The organism is Kribbella sp. NPDC031520 (genome assembly GCF_055580825.1).
Window position 1 is genome coordinate 86,078 of record NZ_JBVIKS010000004.1, and the last position, 16,238, is coordinate 102,315.

At 68.9% G+C, this 16,238-nt stretch carries 12 protein-coding genes; 5 read left to right on the forward strand and 7 right to left on the reverse strand.

What is annotated here, in order from left to right; all coding sequences use genetic code 11:
- Nucleotides 1–86: 86 nt before the first annotated feature.
- Nucleotides 87–632, reverse strand: coding sequence for a hypothetical protein (locus ACZ5BU_RS21025; RefSeq protein ID WP_465701216.1), 546 nt, complete (start codon nt 630–632; stop codon nt 87–89).
- Nucleotides 629–1,213: a hypothetical protein gene (locus ACZ5BU_RS21030; protein ID WP_465701218.1), complete on the reverse strand. Its 585-nt coding sequence runs from the start codon at nt 1,211–1,213 to the stop codon at nt 629–631. The genes ACZ5BU_RS21025 and ACZ5BU_RS21030 overlap by 4 nt, the downstream gene beginning before the upstream one ends.
- Nucleotides 1,214–1,680: 467 nt before the next feature.
- On the opposite strand from ACZ5BU_RS21030, the gene ACZ5BU_RS21035 reads away from it, so the two are divergent.
- Nucleotides 1,681–3,186, forward strand: a complete 1,506-nt coding sequence (locus ACZ5BU_RS21035; RefSeq protein WP_465701220.1) for an LLM class flavin-dependent oxidoreductase — start codon at nt 1,681–1,683, stop codon at nt 3,184–3,186.
- Here ACZ5BU_RS21035 and ACZ5BU_RS21040 read toward each other — a convergent pair whose 3' ends face one another.
- Nucleotides 3,187–3,813 (reverse strand): DUF6308 family protein, encoded by a 627-nt coding sequence (locus ACZ5BU_RS21040; protein ID WP_465701222.1) that lies wholly within the window; start codon nt 3,811–3,813, stop codon nt 3,187–3,189.
- A gap of 289 nt (nt 3,814–4,102) precedes the next feature.
- Entirely contained in the window at nt 4,103–4,768 is a 666-nt protein-coding gene (locus ACZ5BU_RS21045) for a hypothetical protein (RefSeq protein ID WP_465701223.1), read from the reverse strand.
- A 156-nt stretch (nt 4,769–4,924) separates the two neighbouring features.
- Between ACZ5BU_RS21045 and ACZ5BU_RS21050 the strand changes: the two genes are divergently transcribed.
- Nucleotides 4,925–6,793 (forward strand): sensor histidine kinase, encoded by a 1,869-nt coding sequence (locus ACZ5BU_RS21050; protein ID WP_465701225.1) that lies wholly within the window; start codon nt 4,925–4,927, stop codon nt 6,791–6,793.
- Nucleotides 6,790–7,431, forward strand: coding sequence for a response regulator transcription factor (locus tag ACZ5BU_RS21055; protein ID WP_465701227.1), 642 nt, complete (start codon nt 6,790–6,792; stop codon nt 7,429–7,431). Before ACZ5BU_RS21050 ends, ACZ5BU_RS21055 begins: the two co-directional genes overlap by 4 nt.
- A 53-nt stretch (nt 7,432–7,484) precedes the next feature.
- Here the strand turns inward: ACZ5BU_RS21055 and ACZ5BU_RS21060 are convergent, their stop codons facing one another.
- Entirely contained in the window at nt 7,485–8,204 is a 720-nt protein-coding gene (locus ACZ5BU_RS21060; RefSeq protein WP_465701229.1) for a DinB family protein, read from the reverse strand.
- A 250-nt stretch (nt 8,205–8,454) separates the two neighbouring features.
- On the opposite strand from ACZ5BU_RS21060, the gene ACZ5BU_RS21065 reads away from it, so the two are divergent.
- Nucleotides 8,455–9,024 (forward strand): LysE family transporter, encoded by a 570-nt coding sequence (locus tag ACZ5BU_RS21065; protein WP_465701231.1) that lies wholly within the window; start codon nt 8,455–8,457, stop codon nt 9,022–9,024.
- 65 nt (nt 9,025–9,089) lie between these two features.
- Here ACZ5BU_RS21065 and ACZ5BU_RS21070 read toward each other — a convergent pair whose 3' ends face one another.
- A complete protein-coding gene (locus ACZ5BU_RS21070) occupies nt 9,090–12,545 on the reverse strand; it encodes a UvrD-helicase domain-containing protein (protein WP_465701233.1) in 3,456 nt (1,151 codons plus the stop codon).
- Entirely contained in the window at nt 12,538–15,612 is a 3,075-nt protein-coding gene (locus ACZ5BU_RS21075) for a PD-(D/E)XK nuclease family protein (protein WP_465701235.1), read from the reverse strand. Before ACZ5BU_RS21075 ends, ACZ5BU_RS21070 begins: the two co-directional genes overlap by 8 nt.
- A gap of 142 nt (nt 15,613–15,754) precedes the next feature.
- Here ACZ5BU_RS21075 and ACZ5BU_RS21080 point away from each other — a divergent pair, with 142 nt between their 5' ends.
- The gene (locus ACZ5BU_RS21080; protein WP_465701236.1) at nt 15,755–16,150 is read left to right on the forward strand and encodes a VOC family protein; all 396 of its coding nucleotides are present in this window, start codon (nt 15,755–15,757) and stop codon (nt 16,148–16,150) included.
- Nucleotides 16,151–16,238 lie beyond the last annotated feature (88 nt).

A 16,238-nucleotide genomic window follows, 5' to 3' on the forward strand; every position in this document is an offset into this window, starting at 1 on the left:
TCAGGTCCTCCCCCCACAAGGCAGTATCTGTTTATGAAGGCCTTGGGGTTGTGCACCCCCCCCCCCCCCCCCCCCCCACCCCGAGCTCACAACGTCAGCAGACGCTGGAAGAACGCGCGGTAGCGCTGGAGCGCCGAGCGGAGATCCTCGGTCGAGGGCTCGCCGCTCGACCACTGCTGCTCGAGGTCCTGGTGCTGGCGGTCGAAACCGTCGGCCAGATGCTTGAGCACGTCGTCGACGAGCTTGTCTGCCTCGCTGACGGCGTTGCGCGGATTGTCGACAAACCCTTGCTGGATGACCTCCCAGCGGGCCCGGTAGTCAACGGCCGAGTCCTCGGCGACCAACGGCTCGTCGACGGCCGACGCGTGCTTCGCGGTGGCCGTCGTACGCTCGTCGCCACGGTCACGGTCGTCGTTGTCCAGGTCGCGGTCGTCCAGGTCGTTGACCCCGCCGCCCAGGTCGTTGCCCTCGTCGCCGAGGTTCCGGTCGCCGAGGTCCCGGTCGCCGCCGAGGTCGCGGCCGTCGTCACGCGCGTCCCGGCCGCCGCCCAGGTCGGGGTCGTTCTCGAGGTCGTCGTCGGTCATCGTGCGGTCGTCGTCCAGGGGGACGTTGTGACGGTCGGACGTGGTCATCGTTGCTCCTTGGTGTCGGTCCGGCGCGGGTGCCGCGCACGGGGCGTGGTCTGGCTGTCGTCGAGCAGGGCATCGACCAGGTGGCGGTACGCGGTGACTGCGCGCCGCAGGTCCTCGGTGTCGGCTTCGCCGCGTGCTTGTGCGACGGCGACCCGGTGTCCCTCGCGGTAGTGCGCGGCGACCTCCGGGTGCTCGACCGAGATGTCGTCGACCCGCTGGTCGAACTCGTCGACCGGGTAGCCGGACTCGCGCATCATCCGCAGTACCAGCTGGTCGGCGTCCGCGACCGCTCCGGCCGGCCGGTCGACGAAGCTCTGCTGTACCTCGGCCCACTCGGCCCGGTACATCGCCGCGGACGCCTGTGGTAGCGGCGTGATCTCCAACCGTGACACGCGGCGCTGCCGGCCGCGGAGCTCACGCTCGGCGCTACGACGATCGCCCGACTCCTCGACGGTGCGTTCGTACTCCGGCCCGAACCGGTCGCGCAGTTCGCCGGAACGTCTGCGCTGGTACAGGTAGAACAGGGCGGCCGCCGCGAGTAGCACGACGACGATGATCACGATGGTCAGGACGGTACCCATCAGAACTCCAGTCCGATCGCACGTGTGGATCCGCGATCCGCGGCCGCCGATCGCGAGGATCCCTGGCCGACGGTCCCCAGCGCCGCCTCATATCCCCGTGGTGCGGGACCGGTACCCAGGGCGAACGCCAACAAGCGTTCGGCAGGCCACTTGTGCGCGGTGCCCGGCCAAGCTGGACTTGCGATACGTGTTGGAGGAGTTCGAGTACGTCAGAGCTCCAGGGGTGGCTTCAGGACGCGCCGGAGATTGGGGTGGAGGCGTACCGGGTGTCGCAGGAGTGTGGGCCGCCGCAGGGCATGTGTCGGGCGCTGGAAGCGCTCGCTGCGTTGCCCGGACAAGACGCTCGCTGCGGTGTCCGGCCGAGGCGCTCGGATTGCTCGTCTGGCAATAGATGTTCTGTGGTTGAGATTATTTGTCTAGCGAAGTAGTTTTGCTCGCGAGCCAACTTCGACAGGTGAAGGTGAACCATGGACTACGGCCACGAGCTGGTCTTCGGAACGTTCCTGACCCCGGCGGTCGACGCCCCGGACCGCGTGATCGCCCTGGCCCAGCTGACCGAGCAGGTCGGGCTGGATCTGGTGAGCTTCCAGGACCATCCGTACCAGCCCAGACTGATGGACGCGTGGACGCTGCTGTCCGTGGTCGCCGCCCAGACCCAGCGGATCAAGGTGACCACGAACGTCGCCAACCTCCCGCTGCGGCATCCGGTCGTGCTCGCGCGGAGCGTCGCGACGCTCGACCTGATCACCGGTGGGCGGGTTGAGCTCGGCCTGGGCGCCGGTGGGTTCCTGGACGCCGTTGCGGCGAACGCCGGGCCGCGGTTGACGACCGGGCAGAGCATCACCGCGCTGGAGGAGGCCATCGCGATCATGCGCGAGGTCTGGACGCCTGGTGGCGGTGGGATCCGGCTGGCCGGCAAGCACTACACGGTGGCCGGTGCGAAACGCGGCCCGGCGCCTGCGCATGACGTGTCGATCTGGCTCGGTGCTTACAAGCCCCGGATGCTGGCACTGACAGGGCGACTCGCCGAGGGCTGGCTGCCGAGCAGTGGGTACGCCGGGCCGGATGAGCTCGCCGCGATGAACAAGGTGATCGACGAGGCGGCTGTAGACGCCGGCAGGGATCCTGCAGCGGTACGGCGGCTCTACAACATCGCTGGGCGCTTCAGTGGCAGCGGTGGGTTCCTGCAGGGACCGGAGGAGCTGTGGATCGACCAGCTGACCGAGTTGACGCTCGGGGAGGGCATGAGTACGTACATCCTTGCCTCGGACAACCCCGACGACATCAGGCGGTTCGCTGAGGTCGCGGCCGGCGTACGTGAGGCGGTGGAGGTAGCGCGCTCTGGAGCTGCTGTTCCTGCGGCACCTGCGGGGGCTGGTTTTGGTGTTGTGCCCACACCACCTCCGGCTGTGCGGCGTAGCGCCGTACAGCTATTGGACGAGTCGGAGCGGCCGACTGGTCCGGCGCAGGACCCGACGCGGACGTACACGCCGTACCAGCTCCAGTCCGGTCAGCATCTGGTCGACGTACACGACCACCTGCGCGCTGAGCTTGAGCAGGTGCGCGACCTGGTGGAGCAGGTCGCCGCAGGAACGCTAGGGGTCGGTGCAGCGCGGTCACACATCAACACGATGACCATGCGCCAGAACAACTGGACGCTGGGAACGTACTGCGAGTCGTACTGCCGACTGGTCACGACGCACCACTCGCTGGAGGACGCAGCGCTGTTCCCGCAACTGCGCCGGGCGGACCCTGCGCTCGTTCCGGTCGTGGACAGGCTGCAGGAGGAGCACAAGATCATCCACGACGTCCTCGAGGGTGTCGACAAGGCGCTGGTGGCCCTCGTTGACGGCTCAGGCAGCATCGACGGTCTGCGAGCAGCCGTGGACCTGCTCGACGACACGTTGCTCTCGCACCTGTCCTACGAGGAGCGCGAGCTGGTCGAGCCGCTGGCGCGGCTCGGGATCCTCTAGCTACTTCGCCTCGCCCAGCAGGGAGGCCAGGATGTCGAGCAGGCGGAGCGTCGGCACCTCGCCGAGCAGCCGGGCGGCGCTGGTCGCCGGCTCCGCGATCAGGCGGACCTGGAGCAGCTTGAAGTCACGGACGTTGGCCGGGTTCACCAGGTCGTCGCGGACGGCGGCCAGGAACGCGGAACCGGCTGCCGACGTGCCGTACGTCATCCGGATGAAGCTGTCGGTCACCGGGTACAGGTACGGCCGCTTGAGGTGCAGCAGCTTCGACTTCTTCGCGTGCCCGAACCCGCGGTGACCGGTGAATTTGTCGTCCAGCGCCATCGCGGCGTCGAACAGCGCGCTGCCCGGCGCCGCGTCCTCGAGCCGCGCGTCCAGCGGGATCGCGGCCAGTTCCTTCTCGACGTCGACCTCGATCAGCCATGGGATGTCCGCCGCGCGCAGGTCGGATCCGATCACCATCGTCCGGGCCAGGTCGTCGAGCGTGATCCGGTTCGGGTCGGAGCCGCCGGCGGTGGTCATCCCCGGCAGCCCGTCGTAGTACTGCAGCACGGCGCCGTTCGACTCGGCGTACAGCCGTAACTGCGCGATCGCCTCGTCGACGACGATCTTCCGGGTACCGATGTTCATGAGCCACACCCTCACACTCGTGGTGGCATACCCGCCAGCGGGCGGACCATCATTCGAACGTTCCTCACACACTGTTTCCGCAGATCGTAGCGACTTCCGGGCGACCCGCACGCCAGGGTCACTTCCCGTTATCCACAACCTGTAATCATCGCCTCCGCCAGGGTGCCGTTCTCCGTAAACTCTCTGTCACAACCCAACGACTGAGCGGAGGCGAATCATGCGGCATCGGCTACTTGCCTCCGAGGAACTGCTGGTGGGACATGGCTTCCTCCACGTGATCGATGGCGGCTTACGGAGTCGGCTGCATCTGGTGGCTCGGCCGGGACGCGTTCTTCTGGCGCCTGGCGACGATCACGGCGGCTGCGATCAGCCAGAAGGGCAGCAGCAGATAGTTCACAAGTCCACCAGGCGGGACGCCGGCGTTGCCCAGTGCGCTCAAGGCGCCGAGCACGACGGTCGTGATTGCGAACCACTTGGGCAGCACCGCGTTGCGCATCCCACCGAGGCCGGTGGCGAGGAAGGCGGTCGCGATGCCGATGCCCATACCCGCGAATCCGAAATACCCGACGTAGCTCAACACGTGGAGAGCCGCGTCGTCCTTGGCGTCGGCAGCCCCGTTGATCATGGCCCAGCTCGACACGACCATCTGCCCCAGGCCTGCGACGACCACGACCCAGCCGCTGTAGGTGATGCTGGAGTAGGTGGCTTCCCGGGCTTCGCTCGATCGGAGCAGATTCCGGATGGCCGTGGCGAAGAACAACAGGGCGATCCCCATCAGCACCAGGCAGCCCACGGCGGCGTAGTTGACGCCGAGGTTGTCGTGGATGACCGCCGTCGAGGCCGTTCCGGGGGCGTCACTGGTGTCGGTCCTCGCGAGGAGTTCGTGCCCGATCCAGCACAGACCAGCGATGACGCCGCTCCACGGGAGCAACCTTTCGAACTTGCTGAGCGGCATGTCCCGCTCCTTCCACTCCGAACGCCGGCGGCTTTCGCCGACGCGTTCACCCTGAGCGGCCCGCCGACCCGGCAGCACGATCCAGGTGTCCCGGTCGGCCCGGGAACAATTCCCGGGCCGCTTGGCGCAGCGCGCCTCGCGACCCAGACTTTGACCATGAGTCCCGTCATTGCCTTCGGGATGTCCGCCGTGCCGGTCGCGGTCGGCGTACTGGTGCTGTTACGCGCGAGCCAGCGTCTGATCGGGTGGCTGCTCATCGCACACGGACTCTTCTGGGGAGCCCTGCTCGCGTTCCCGAACCCTGGGACCAACGGCGCGAGCCACTTCGAGTTGGTCGTCGACCAACTCAGCGCCGGTAGCTGGGTGTTCCTGTTCCTCTGGTTGGCGCTGATCGCGTACCTGCTTCCCGACGGGCACCTGGCCTCACCGCGATGGCGGGCGTGGCTGCGGGTCGGGCTGGCCGGCGTCCTCGCCTTTCTACTCGGGGCAGCCGGAGACGCCGGCGGTTTTCGCGCTGAGCACCACGGCGCCGACCCGCCCCTGCCGTGGCTTCCTCAGCCGTTGTCGGGCCTGATGGGCGTGGTAGGCCTGCTGCTGACCGTCCTGCTCCTGCTGGGCAGCTTCGTCTCGGTGCGGGCCCGGCTGCGGCGCGCATCGGGTGAGCGGCGCCTGCAGTTGCTGTGGCTCGTGTGGGGAGCGACGAGCCTGCCGGTCGCGCTTGGCTTCGTCTGGGCTGCATACTTCCTGTTCGACCAGAATCGGGCCCTGATCAACGTCGCTCTCGGCTTGTGGGGAGTCGCCCTGCCGGTCACGATCGGCGTCGCGATCCTGCGACATCGCTTGTTCGACATCCAGGTGGTACTCAGCCGAACCCTCACCTACGGCGCGTTGGTGATCGCGGTGATCGCGCTCTATGCGCTGCTCCTGCTCGCCGCGGGCCGCCTGTTCGGCAACACGACGGCCGGCGGCCTGCTGGCCGTGGGCGTCGTAGCGATCGCCGTGCACCCGGCGTACGAGTTCCTGCGCCGGCGGATCGAGCGGTGGGTGTTCGGCTATCGCTCAGATCCAACGGTGGCTCTGCGCAGGCTCGGCGCAAGTCTGGACTCGGCCGACCCCCTTCACGTGGTCGACACGATCACTGCGTCCGTCGCCGAGGCAGTCAAGGTCGACCGCGTCTGGCTGGAGGACTCGGCGCCGCCAACGGCGAACGGCTTGCGAGTGATGCGGGTCCCGCTGGTCCATCGAGGCGATCACCTCGGCGACCTTGCCGTCGAGGTCCCGCCGGGCCGCACGTTGTCGGCGGCCGACACAGCCCTGCTGGAGGACCTGGCCCGGCACGCCGCGGTCACCGTCCGAGCGGCCCAACTCGCCACCGAGTTGAAGGCCTCGCGGGCGCGGATCGTCACCGCCCAGGAAGAGGAGCGGAAGCGGCTGCGCCGCGACCTGCACGACGGCGTAGGACCCTCGCTCGCCGCGATCGTCCTCAAGCTCAACGCGGTTCAGACCCGATCAGAGGAGTCCGAGCGCAACGCCCTGCTGGCCGAGATCCGTCACGAAACCAGGGCCGCCATCACCGACGTGCGCAGGCTCGTCGACGGCCTGCGGCCACCAGCTATCGACGAGGTCGGCCTTGCCAGTGCGATCCGGCAGCGTGCCGCCTCACTGTCGTCGGACACACTGAGCTATCAGGTGCACAGCCCCGAGGCCCTACCGCCCCTACCCGCCGCCGTCGAGGTGGCGGCATTCCTGATCGCATCCGAGGCGATGACCAACGTGGCCAGACACTCCGAAGCGACCCGATGCACAGTCGAGTTCACCATGGACGAAAGGCTGGCAGTGACTGTGTCCGACAACGGCCGCGGCATCGTCGAACCGGCCGGCGACGGCGTCGGCTGGACGTCGATGACCGAGCGCGCCGCCGAACTCGGCGGGTCGTGCACCATCTCGGCCAGACCCGCGGGCGGTCTCGTCGTCCGTGCCATCCTGCCGTTGCGAGCGGATGCCGGTGTGGAGCTCGTGCCGTGACCCGCATCCTCATCGCAGACGACCATCCCGCATTCCGGCGCGGGCTGGAGCTGATGATCGCCGACGCCGAAGACCTTGAGGTCATCGGTCAGGCGGCCACCGGCCACCGCGCTGTCGAACTTGCTTCCCAACTCAATCCGGACGTGGTCTTGATGGACCTGCGGATGCCCGACCTCGACGGCATCGAGGCGACCCGCCGGATCAGCCAGGAGACGTCGGGCACCGCCGTCGTCGTCCTGACCATGTTCGAAGACGACGACTCGGTCTTCGCTGCGATGCGCGCCGGAGCCCGCGGCTATCTGCTCAAGGGCGCGGACAGGGACGAGATCGTCCGCGCGATCCAGGCCGCGGCCGCAGGCGAGGCCATCTTCGGCCCCGAGATCGCCGCCAGAGTGATCAGCCACTTCGCCACCGGAACCGGATCGACCGCGGCGGCGTTCCCATCGCTCACCGACCGCGAGCGCGAGGTGCTGGAGATGGTCGCCGCCGGAAAGGGCAACGCCACGATCGCGCACGAGCTGATGATCAGCCTCAAGACCGTCCGGAACCACGTCTCCAACATCTTCACCAAACTCCAGGTACCCGACCGCTCGACCGCGATCGTGAGGGCCCGCCAGGCCGGCCTCGGCGAGACCTGAAGCTCAGTTCCGCGTCTCGGACTTTGTTCACCGAGCTGAATGCGTTGCCGGGACTATTCGGCGTCCTGTGTCTCGATCAGGTCGAGGTCACGGACGCAGAAGCCGTGGTGTTCGAAGGTTTCGCTGAGGACTGTGCGGAGGCATCGCTGCACCGAGCGGCCCCGGGCGTACGGCGGCCAGACATCGTCGTCGGGCACCGGCGCCTGGGCTGCGAGCTGGGCGGTGGTGACCTCGGCGAGCCAGGCCTCGAGCTCGGCGGCCTGAGCGTCGCGGACGCTCACGATCTCGTCGAGGGGCGGATCGAGCGAGAGGTCAAGACCATGCGCTTCACGGTGCGGCTCGACGGCCGGCCCGATGCCCATCGGCGTGAACAGCTCCTTCGAGCCCAGACAGCAGCGGCGGAACCACGTGTCGTGGACGAAGACCAGGTGGCGCATCGTCTGTACGGCCGACCACTCGTCGTTCACGCTGCGGCGCTCGATGCCGGGCGTACGGCGGATCCGCTCGATCGTCGCGGCCCAGTCCGCATGCAGCTGCCGCGCCGCCTCGCGCAGATCGGCAGGGTCCTCGGAGCGGATCAGTACCCGCACCGGATGACGCCGGTCGAGCTCTGCTTCCACGTACTCGGTGACCTCCACACCGTTCACCACGAGATTGGTTATCAGCCCGTCGATCACGGCATCCTGCATGACGACGCCGATCAGGCGCGCCCCGGTCAGATCGCACTCGCGGAACTCCGCGCCATGCAGGTCCTCTTCCATATATCGCGTCATGGCTCCGCATCCTAGGTCCGAGCACCGACAAGTCGGCCTGCCCGGCGACGCCCGGTCATAATTGGGTTGAGGGGCGGGGGCCGGGTGTTGATGATTGCGGCATGACTACGACCTACGGACTGTTGCTGACCGAACCTGTGGCCTTCTTGGCTCGGGTTCAGCAGCAGGCGGGTCGGCGTTGGGGGTCGATGCTCGGTCCGTTGTGATCGGGGTGGTGGTCGCGGGGCTCTTGGCTGGGTATGGCGTAGCTGTGCCGGTCGGGCCTGTCGGGACCTATTTGGTGGCGTTGACCGCGCGGAGTTCATTGCGGATCGGGGCGTTCGCGGCGCTCGGGATTGCCTCGGCTGATGGGGTGTACGCGGCGGTGGCCGCGGGTGCCGGTTCGGTGCTGGCTCCGTTGCTGGTGCCGATTGTCGAACCGTTGCGGTGGGTCTCGGTCGTGGTGCTGATCGGGCTTGCGGTGATGGGCGCGGCCCGGGCGGTACGGCGGTATCGCGAGCAGCGGATCGTCGCGTTGCACCAGGAGACGCCGGTCGGGGTGTGGACGGCGTACTTCGGGATGCTCGGGATGACGATGCTCAACCCGTGGACGATGATCTACTTCGCCGCGCTGGTGCTCGGCGGATCGGGTGTCGCAGGCGTTGGTGGGCGGATCGTGTTCGTGCTGGCGGCGTTCGTCGCGTCGGCGAGTTGGCAACTGTTGCTCGCGGGCGGTGGTGCGCTGCTCGGACGCGTACTGACCGGTCGGCTCGGACGCTTGGTGACGGCGCTGGCGTCATCGGTGCTGGTTGCCGTACTGGCATTACGGCTTGTCGCTTAGGATCGAGGTGTTACCCGGCCAGGAGCGAGTCCCTGGCCGGGTGACCCGTCGGCCGTCGGCGCAAGCTAGAGGCGTCGCTCGACGGCTGCGCCGGGGTTGAGGAACAGCAGGACCGGCGGGCCGGTGTTCGGGAGGATCTGTGCGTACGCCTGGAGTTGGGGCGCGTAGTACGCGACCCGGCTGTCCAGCGCCGCGGCGGGGATCGCGTCGGTCTTGTAGTCGACGATCGTGAGCCTGCCGTCGTCCTCGCGATAGATCAGGTCGACGAATCCCTCCAGGACAGTGCCGTCGGGCTGGACGGTGCCGACGTACGACTCGCGCCAGTGTTCGCGGGTGGCGGCTCGTCGTACGACGTCCGACGCCAACGCCGAGCGCACCAGCGCGGTGACGACGTCGGCGTACTCCAGGACACCTTCGGCCAGGCACTGCGTTGACACGGCGGCTTCGAGGCCGGCGCCGGTGGAGAGGTCGACGACCTGGAGTACGGCGTGGACGGCGCGGCCGATCGCGGTGCCGTAGCGGCCCTTCGACCACGGCGGGAGTTCCAGGTCGCGGGCGCCCTTCGCCGTACCGGGATCTACGTCGGCGAGGGCTACATCAGGGCCCGTGCCTTCGAGGCCGGAGGCGCTTTGCGCGGAGCGGGCGCGGCTCGCGGCCTGGGCTGCCGAGGCGCGTGCCTCCCATTCGGTGCGGGAGATCGGTGGGGAGACGTCCGGGCTGCCGGACGGTTCGCGATCGGGAACCGGCGGGCCGGCGAAGAGGGTGGAGTGCGGTGCTTCGACGCCGCCGGCCGTCGCGAGCAGCTCGGCATTACTGGCGTGGCGCCGGTTGCCTGAGCGGTGCAGCGAGACCACGAGGTGGTCGCGGGCGCGGGTCGCGGCGACGTACAGCAGACGGCGGCGTTCGTACTCGTCCATCTGCTCGTCCACAGGCTGTACGAGGTCGAAGTCCTCGGTCTGGACGGACGCCTTGAGCTTGACGGCGTACCCACCCGCCGGCGGCCACAGGACCTGCACGCCGCGCTGCCGGTTCGGGGAGGCGGTCATACCGGACAGGATCACGATCGGGAACTCGAGGCCCTTCGCGGCGTGGATCGTCATCACCCGAACGGCGTCGGCATCGGTCTCCGGCAGCACCGCCTCGGCGACACGGGACGTCTCCTCGCCCTGGTGGGCGGCCCAGGCGAGGTACGAACGCAGGCCGCCGTGCTCGACCTCGGACCACGCCCGCGCCTGATCGACGACGAAGCGGATCCGCCGCCATGCGTCGCGGGCGCGCGGGCCGATCGCGGCGACCTCGAGCATCCGGCGGTCGGCGACGATCTGCGCGAGCACCTCGCTCGGGGTGAGCCAGCGTGCGGCGTAGTACGTGCGCCGCAGCCACTCCATCGCCTCGCCGACCGGATGGGCGAGGAGCTGGTCAGGCACCGGCGCGGTCAGCGTGAACGTGCCCCCGTTGCGTTTCCACGTGTAGAGGTCGTCGTCGCCGCAGCCGAACAGCGGCGAGCGGAGCGTCGTGACCAGCGCGAGCTGGTCGCTCGGGTCGCCCAGCGCGCGGGCGCAGGCGAGCAGGTCGCGGACCTCGGCGGTCTGGTACACCAGCGAGCTGGCCTCGGCGCGGTACGGGATGTCGGCGCGGTCGAGGGCGTCCTCGAGGAACGGGAGCGAGGTGCGGGCGGGGACGAGTACGGCGATGTCACCGGCCTCGGCCGGGCGCCAGCTTTCGGCGCGGTCGTCGTACACGAGCCAGCCCTCGCGCAGCGCTTCCTCGATGACGGAGGCGACGTCGGTGGCCTCGCGTTCGCGGAGTACGGAGGCCTGTGCGCGGGGGAGGTCGTCGTGCGGTCCGGCGCCGAGGATCGTGACGGCGGGACCCGCAGCCGGGTCCTCAGGTTCGTCGGTGGGTGCGTCGGCGGCGTCGTCGCGGCGCCGGAACGGGAGGACCGCGGCGAGATCGTCGACCTCTTCCGGGGAAGGCTCGTCGAAGAGGCTGGGTTCATCGAAGATCGAGAGTTGGTCGCCCGCGACGGGGCTCGGGTCGGGGGTGTGGGGAGGCGGCGCGCCCGGGCCGGCACGTCGCGCTGGGGAGCCGGGCGAGCCGGCGGTGAGCGAGGCGCGGGTTGCGTTGGTGCGGTGCGGGGAGAGGGACTGGTACGACGGCTGGGCGGCTTCCTGGGCCTGGATCAAGGTGCCGAAGACGGTGTTGATCCAGTTGAGGATCGGTGGGACGGTGCGGAAGTTGGTCGTCAGGGCAACCGTTTCGCCGAGCAGGTCCTGGGCGGTCAGGTACGTCGCGATGTTCGCGCGGCGGAACCGGTAGATCGACTGCTTCGGGTCGCCGACGACGAACAGGCGGCCCTCGGGGACCTCGACGTCGTGCCAGTCGGGGGCATCGGCCTCGGCGCCGCCGGCGATGCGGACCGCGAGCTCGATCTGGATCGGGTCGGTGTCCTGGAACTCGTCGAGCAGCAGCCGTTCGTACCGTTCCTGCAGGTCTGCGCGTACCTCCGGATCGCGGCGGAGCAGGTCGCGGGCGAGTACGAGAAGGTCGTGAAACTCGAGCCGTCCGTCCGCACGGCGCAGCTCGGCCGACTCGAGCACCCGCTCGGCGATCCAGTGCGAAAGGTGCCGAAGGCAAGCGTCGAGAAGCAGTTCGACGAGAGAGCCGGCGACCTCGACGACCTCGGTGCAGTCGGCGCGGACCGATCCGATGTCCGGCCAGTTCTCCTTGCGCCCGATCCGGCCGATCTTCAGCCCGCGGAACGCGTGCAGGAACGACAGCTGAGTTTCCTGGTCGGACGCAGCCTCCAGCATCAGACCGAGCTCACGGATCTGTACGACCTTCGGCAGCAGGCGGTCCTCGGGATCCAGGCAGGACTCGGCCGCCGCACCGATCTTCGCGGCTGCGGCGATCAGCCCAGTGAGGTCCGGCATCGCGACGAGCTCGGGCGGGTCGACCAGGACCCGGTCGGCGATCAGGTCCCAGTCGTTGCCGAACAGGCGAGCCAGCGAGCGGAGATGCTTGAGCTCCACGCCGACTGCCATTGCCAGCAGCAACGGTTCGGCGATCGAGTCGTCGTCGAGGAGTTGCTGCTGCAGCTCGGCCCAGCGTTCCTCGAAGGCGACCGATGAACCGACCTCGTCGAGTACGTCGATGAGCGGCGGCAGGCCCGCCTCGATCGGATGCGCGAGCAGGATCTGCTGGGCAAAGGAATGCAGCGTGCCGATCGACGCCGAATCCAGGTCGTCCAGCGCCGCATCGGCCAGCTGCCGGTCCTCGCCCTTGCGGGCCTTCTCGAATTCGACGCGCAGCCGGTCGCGCAGCTCAGCGCCGGCCTTCTCGGTGAACGTCACGGCGGCGATGGTGCGCAGCGGTACGCCGTCGCGCAGGACCAGCGTTGTGACCCGGTCGACGAGCGCATGGGTCTTCCCCGAACCCGCGCCCGCCTCCACGAAGAGCGTGGTGTCGGTGTCGGACCGGATCCGTTCCCGCGCGGCTCCGTCGAGCAGCTGCTCACTCATCCGCAGCCTCCTCGGAGGCGAGGGCAGTGGGGTCGATCAGGCGGACCAACCGTTCCAAGACAGGGTCGTGGCGTTTCCGGTCCCAGCGGGCACGGACCTCGCTGTGGCCCAGGCCGTCGGGGTTGCAGTACGGGCACTGGACCCACAGGAAGTCGGGTACCTCGGGGGCCTTCGGCGGGAAGTAGCCGGCCGCGATCGAAGAGACGATGACGTCGAGCGTATCGACGTACCGCTCCTCCACCTCCGGCGTCAGCGGTACCGGGATTCGTTTGCCGCCGCGGCGTACGAACCAATACGACGCCTCGACCGGCGTGGACGCCTCGCCCAGACGCGCGCGGGCAGCGTACGCGTACACGGGAAGCTGCAGCTTCGTCCCGCCCGCGACCGGGTCGGTCTCGATGCCTTCGTACCGCGAGAAGCCGCCCGTCTTCACGTCGGTCACGTAGATCGTGCCGTCCGCGCCGAGGTCGACCTTGTCTGCGGAGCCCCGCAGCAGCACCCGCCCGGACGGTACAGGGATCTCCACCGGCGGCTCGCCGTCGAACCCGAACCGCAGCTCACTCGCCACCACCGAAGCGGAGCGTTCCGAGCGCCACCGATCGTCGTCGCTCAGCAGCACCATCAGATCGCCGAGGATCCGCAACCGCTCGCGCTGCCACAACCGTGGATGCCCGGTCAGCCCCTCCGCCTCGAACTGGTCCGCGAGATCCGCCCCGATCGCGAGCAACAACGACCGTTGCTCGTCCGTCCACGGCTCACCGTATCCAGGCAGCGAACCCGCCAGCCGCGTCACGAACGCATCCAGGCTGTTGTGGATCAGGTTCCCGATCTGCACCGGCGAGATGACCAGCAGATCCTCCGGCGCCTCGAGCGGCTCCACCTGAAGCAACCGCTCGACGAAGTACGCGTGCGGACAGGTCGCGTACGACTCCAGCGAGGTCGGCGACGCGATCCGGTCCTCGACCGCGAACTCGGGCAGCCCGGAAACCCCGGACAGATCCCCGTCGAACCGCGTGAACGCCATCGACGCCCGCCCGCGCAGCAACTCCCGAGCCCGTACGAGTACGCCGTCGTGCACCCACAACCGCGCCGCGGCCGCCCTCGTCTGCCACTCCTGCTCGGTCGCCGGCATCGTTGCCGTCGTCAACGAACCGGCGTACGACGCGGACGTCCGCAACACCTCGCCGTACCGGTCCCACTGGGTCGCGGGCAGCGCGTGATCACCGGTCAGCTCCCGCAGCGAACCGAGCAACCACCGCGTCGGCAACCGCCGCGATGACCGCCGCAGGTCGCCTCGCGGGAACGACGCCACCACCCTCGCACCCGCCGAGAACGCGACCAGCAGGTGCCGCTGCTTCTCGTCGAGCCGATCCCGGAACGAGGCCAGCTCCGGCGCGGCCGCTTCGCGTACGCGATGGGGGAGCAGCGCATCCTCGTGAACGCGTCCCGGATACAGATCCTCGGACAGGCCGACGACGTACACGAGGTCGGCCGACAGCCCGACGCTCGCGGACAACGGCGCCACGAGAACACCAGTACCAAAGGAACCGACGCGAGGAAGCGACTGCTGAAGCTCGAGATCGAGGACATCGCGCAGTACGGCGAGACTGGCCGGCGTGCCGAGCTCGTCGAGGGTCGACAACCCCTTCAACGACCCCTCCACCGCGGCCGCCGCGTACTGCTCCTCGACCGGCAATGACGAGTAGTCCCCGAGCAAGTCGTGGAAGAGCTGCAATACACCCTCAGACAGCGAGGACCAGGTCACCAACTCCGAAAGCTCGTTCAACCGACGGCGCAACGTGGACGCGAACGCGTGCAATCGCTCGGCTTTCGACGCGTTGTACTGCGCGCGGCGCACCGCGGCAGGCCGTGGATCCTCGGCCGCTTCCTCCTGATCCGCGGTCCGCCGCTCGGACTCGGCGTAGCGTGCCAACCGCAGATCCCAGTCGTCGCCGCGCACCACACCGGCCACCCGCGACATCCGCTCCCACTGCGGCACCGGGATCCGGTCGCCGGCGAAGTCCCGCGTCGGCGCGTTCGCCAGCGCCCGGAACACGTCCGCCCGCGGCAGATCCTGATCGACGAGAGCCAGTACTTCGAGCAGTGTCCGCGCGATCGCCCGCTCGTGCACCGGCCGCGTGCCCGGACCGTTGACCTCGATCTTCGCGGCGGACAGGTGCTCGTGGAGGAGCCGCGCGTACGGCGAGGCGGCCGCGTACAGCACCGCGATCCGATGCGCCGGCGTGTGCTCCAGCGCCGCCACCACGTCGCGGACCACGCACCGCACCTCGTCGTCGGCGTCGGACGCGTTCAGGATCTCGGTCGCGACCGGGTAGTTCTTCGAGATCGAGGTCGGCAGGTCGATACCGATCCGTTCGAGCGAACGCCGGACGGCGCGATCGGCCCGCCGGACATCGGTCAGGCCGACGATGACGGTGAGGTCCGCCGCGGCGTCCCCGAGCGCGGCGACGAACGCGGCCTCGGACTGCGTCAGCTCTTGCGGGAGATAGAGCACCAAGGCGCCGAGCTCGCGGACCGTGTCGGCCGTGACGGCGGCTGCGGCGGCCCGGAGCAGGTCGGTCTCGTCGTACCAGTCGGTGGCCAGCTCGGCCGTCACGTGACGATGCAGCCGGATCAGGTCAGGACCGAGCGCGGACGCCCCGGCGACCTTGTCCAGCGCTGGTTCGCTGAGGTCGCGGAGCTCGTTGTGTGCTGAGGCAAGCGCTTGGATGGTCGACGGGTGCTCGGCCACGTCCGCGAAGATGCCCGGCGCCTTCGCGAGCGCCGTACGCCAAGTGGCTGCGACGATCGGGCGGGTCGCGGGACGTCGCGGCGACAGTAGTCCGGCGGCGATCTGCTCGGCGAGCCGCTCGAGGGTGGCAAGGTACAGACCACCGATCGAGGTCTGCGCGAGATGGCGGCGAGCGATCACGCCGGACAGGTTGTTCGGCAGCAGCAACGTGACAGGCGTCATCGGATCGTCGGCCTTCAGCCGCGCGACCAGGGCCTGCAGGCGCTCCAGAGCCGCGGCGCCGTACGCCGTGCTCTCGATCCGCGTGCTGCTCATCGGAAAAGCCTCCCAACCTGTCATCGCAGACGCTAAACCCTGCCACGGACAGAAAGATGAAGGGGCGCGAAACGCCAAGTTTTCTGCAGGGTCGGTGGTGGCCTCGCACACTGGAGAAATGACGGGCACCGATAATGCTCCGATGACCGCTGCGGTGCATCACGTCGAGATCTGGGTGCCGGACCTGACCCGGGCAACCACGAGCTGGGGCTGGGTCCTGAACCGGCTGGGCTGGAAGGACGGTGACGGCTGGCCCGGTGGCATGACCTGGACCGCGCCGGACGGCAGTTACGTCGTGGTCGAGCAGAGCCCGGCGATGTCGGCCGCCGAGCACGACCGGATGCGGCCCGGGATGAACCACCTGGCGCTGAACGCGGCCAGTCGCGCGGAGGTCGACGGCATCGTCACCGAGGCGGGTGAGCACGGCTGGACGCTGATGTTCGCGGACCGTCATCCGTACGCCGGCGGCCCGCAGCATTACGCCGCCTTCCTGCACAACGACGACGGTTACGAGGTCGAGATCGTCGCGCCGGGCTAGCAGATGAGACGAGTGATACCGGAGTGACCACTGGGGCCACTGGTGTGACACGATTACCCCAGGCAAGAAGGTAGTCGCGGGGCAGAGT

Bases quoted from the DNA above. Each gene is read 5' to 3' on its own strand.
- ACZ5BU_RS21025 (WP_465701216.1), bottom strand. From the start codon at position 632: ATGACCACGTCCGACCGTCACAACGTCCCCCTGGACGACGACCGCACG.
- ACZ5BU_RS21030 (WP_465701218.1), bottom strand. From the start codon at position 1,213: ATGGGTACCGTCCTGACCATCGTGATCATCGTCGTCGTGCTACTCGCG.
- ACZ5BU_RS21035 (WP_465701220.1), top strand. From the start codon at position 1,681: ATGGACTACGGCCACGAGCTGGTCTTCGGAACGTTCCTGACCCCGGCG.
- ACZ5BU_RS21040 (WP_465701222.1), bottom strand. From the start codon at position 3,813: ATGAACATCGGTACCCGGAAGATCGTCGTCGACGAGGCGATCGCGCAG.
- ACZ5BU_RS21045 (WP_465701223.1), bottom strand. From the start codon at position 4,768: ATGCCGCTCAGCAAGTTCGAAAGGTTGCTCCCGTGGAGCGGCGTCATC.
- ACZ5BU_RS21050 (WP_465701225.1), top strand. From the start codon at position 4,925: ATGAGTCCCGTCATTGCCTTCGGGATGTCCGCCGTGCCGGTCGCGGTC.
- ACZ5BU_RS21060 (WP_465701229.1), bottom strand. From the start codon at position 8,204: ATGACGCGATATATGGAAGAGGACCTGCATGGCGCGGAGTTCCGCGAG.
- ACZ5BU_RS21070 (WP_465701233.1), bottom strand. From the start codon at position 12,545: ATGAGTGAGCAGCTGCTCGACGGAGCCGCGCGGGAACGGATCCGGTCC.
- ACZ5BU_RS21075 (WP_465701235.1), bottom strand. From the start codon at position 15,612: ATGAGCAGCACGCGGATCGAGAGCACGGCGTACGGCGCCGCGGCTCTG.
- ACZ5BU_RS21080 (WP_465701236.1), top strand. From the start codon at position 15,755: ATGACCGCTGCGGTGCATCACGTCGAGATCTGGGTGCCGGACCTGACC.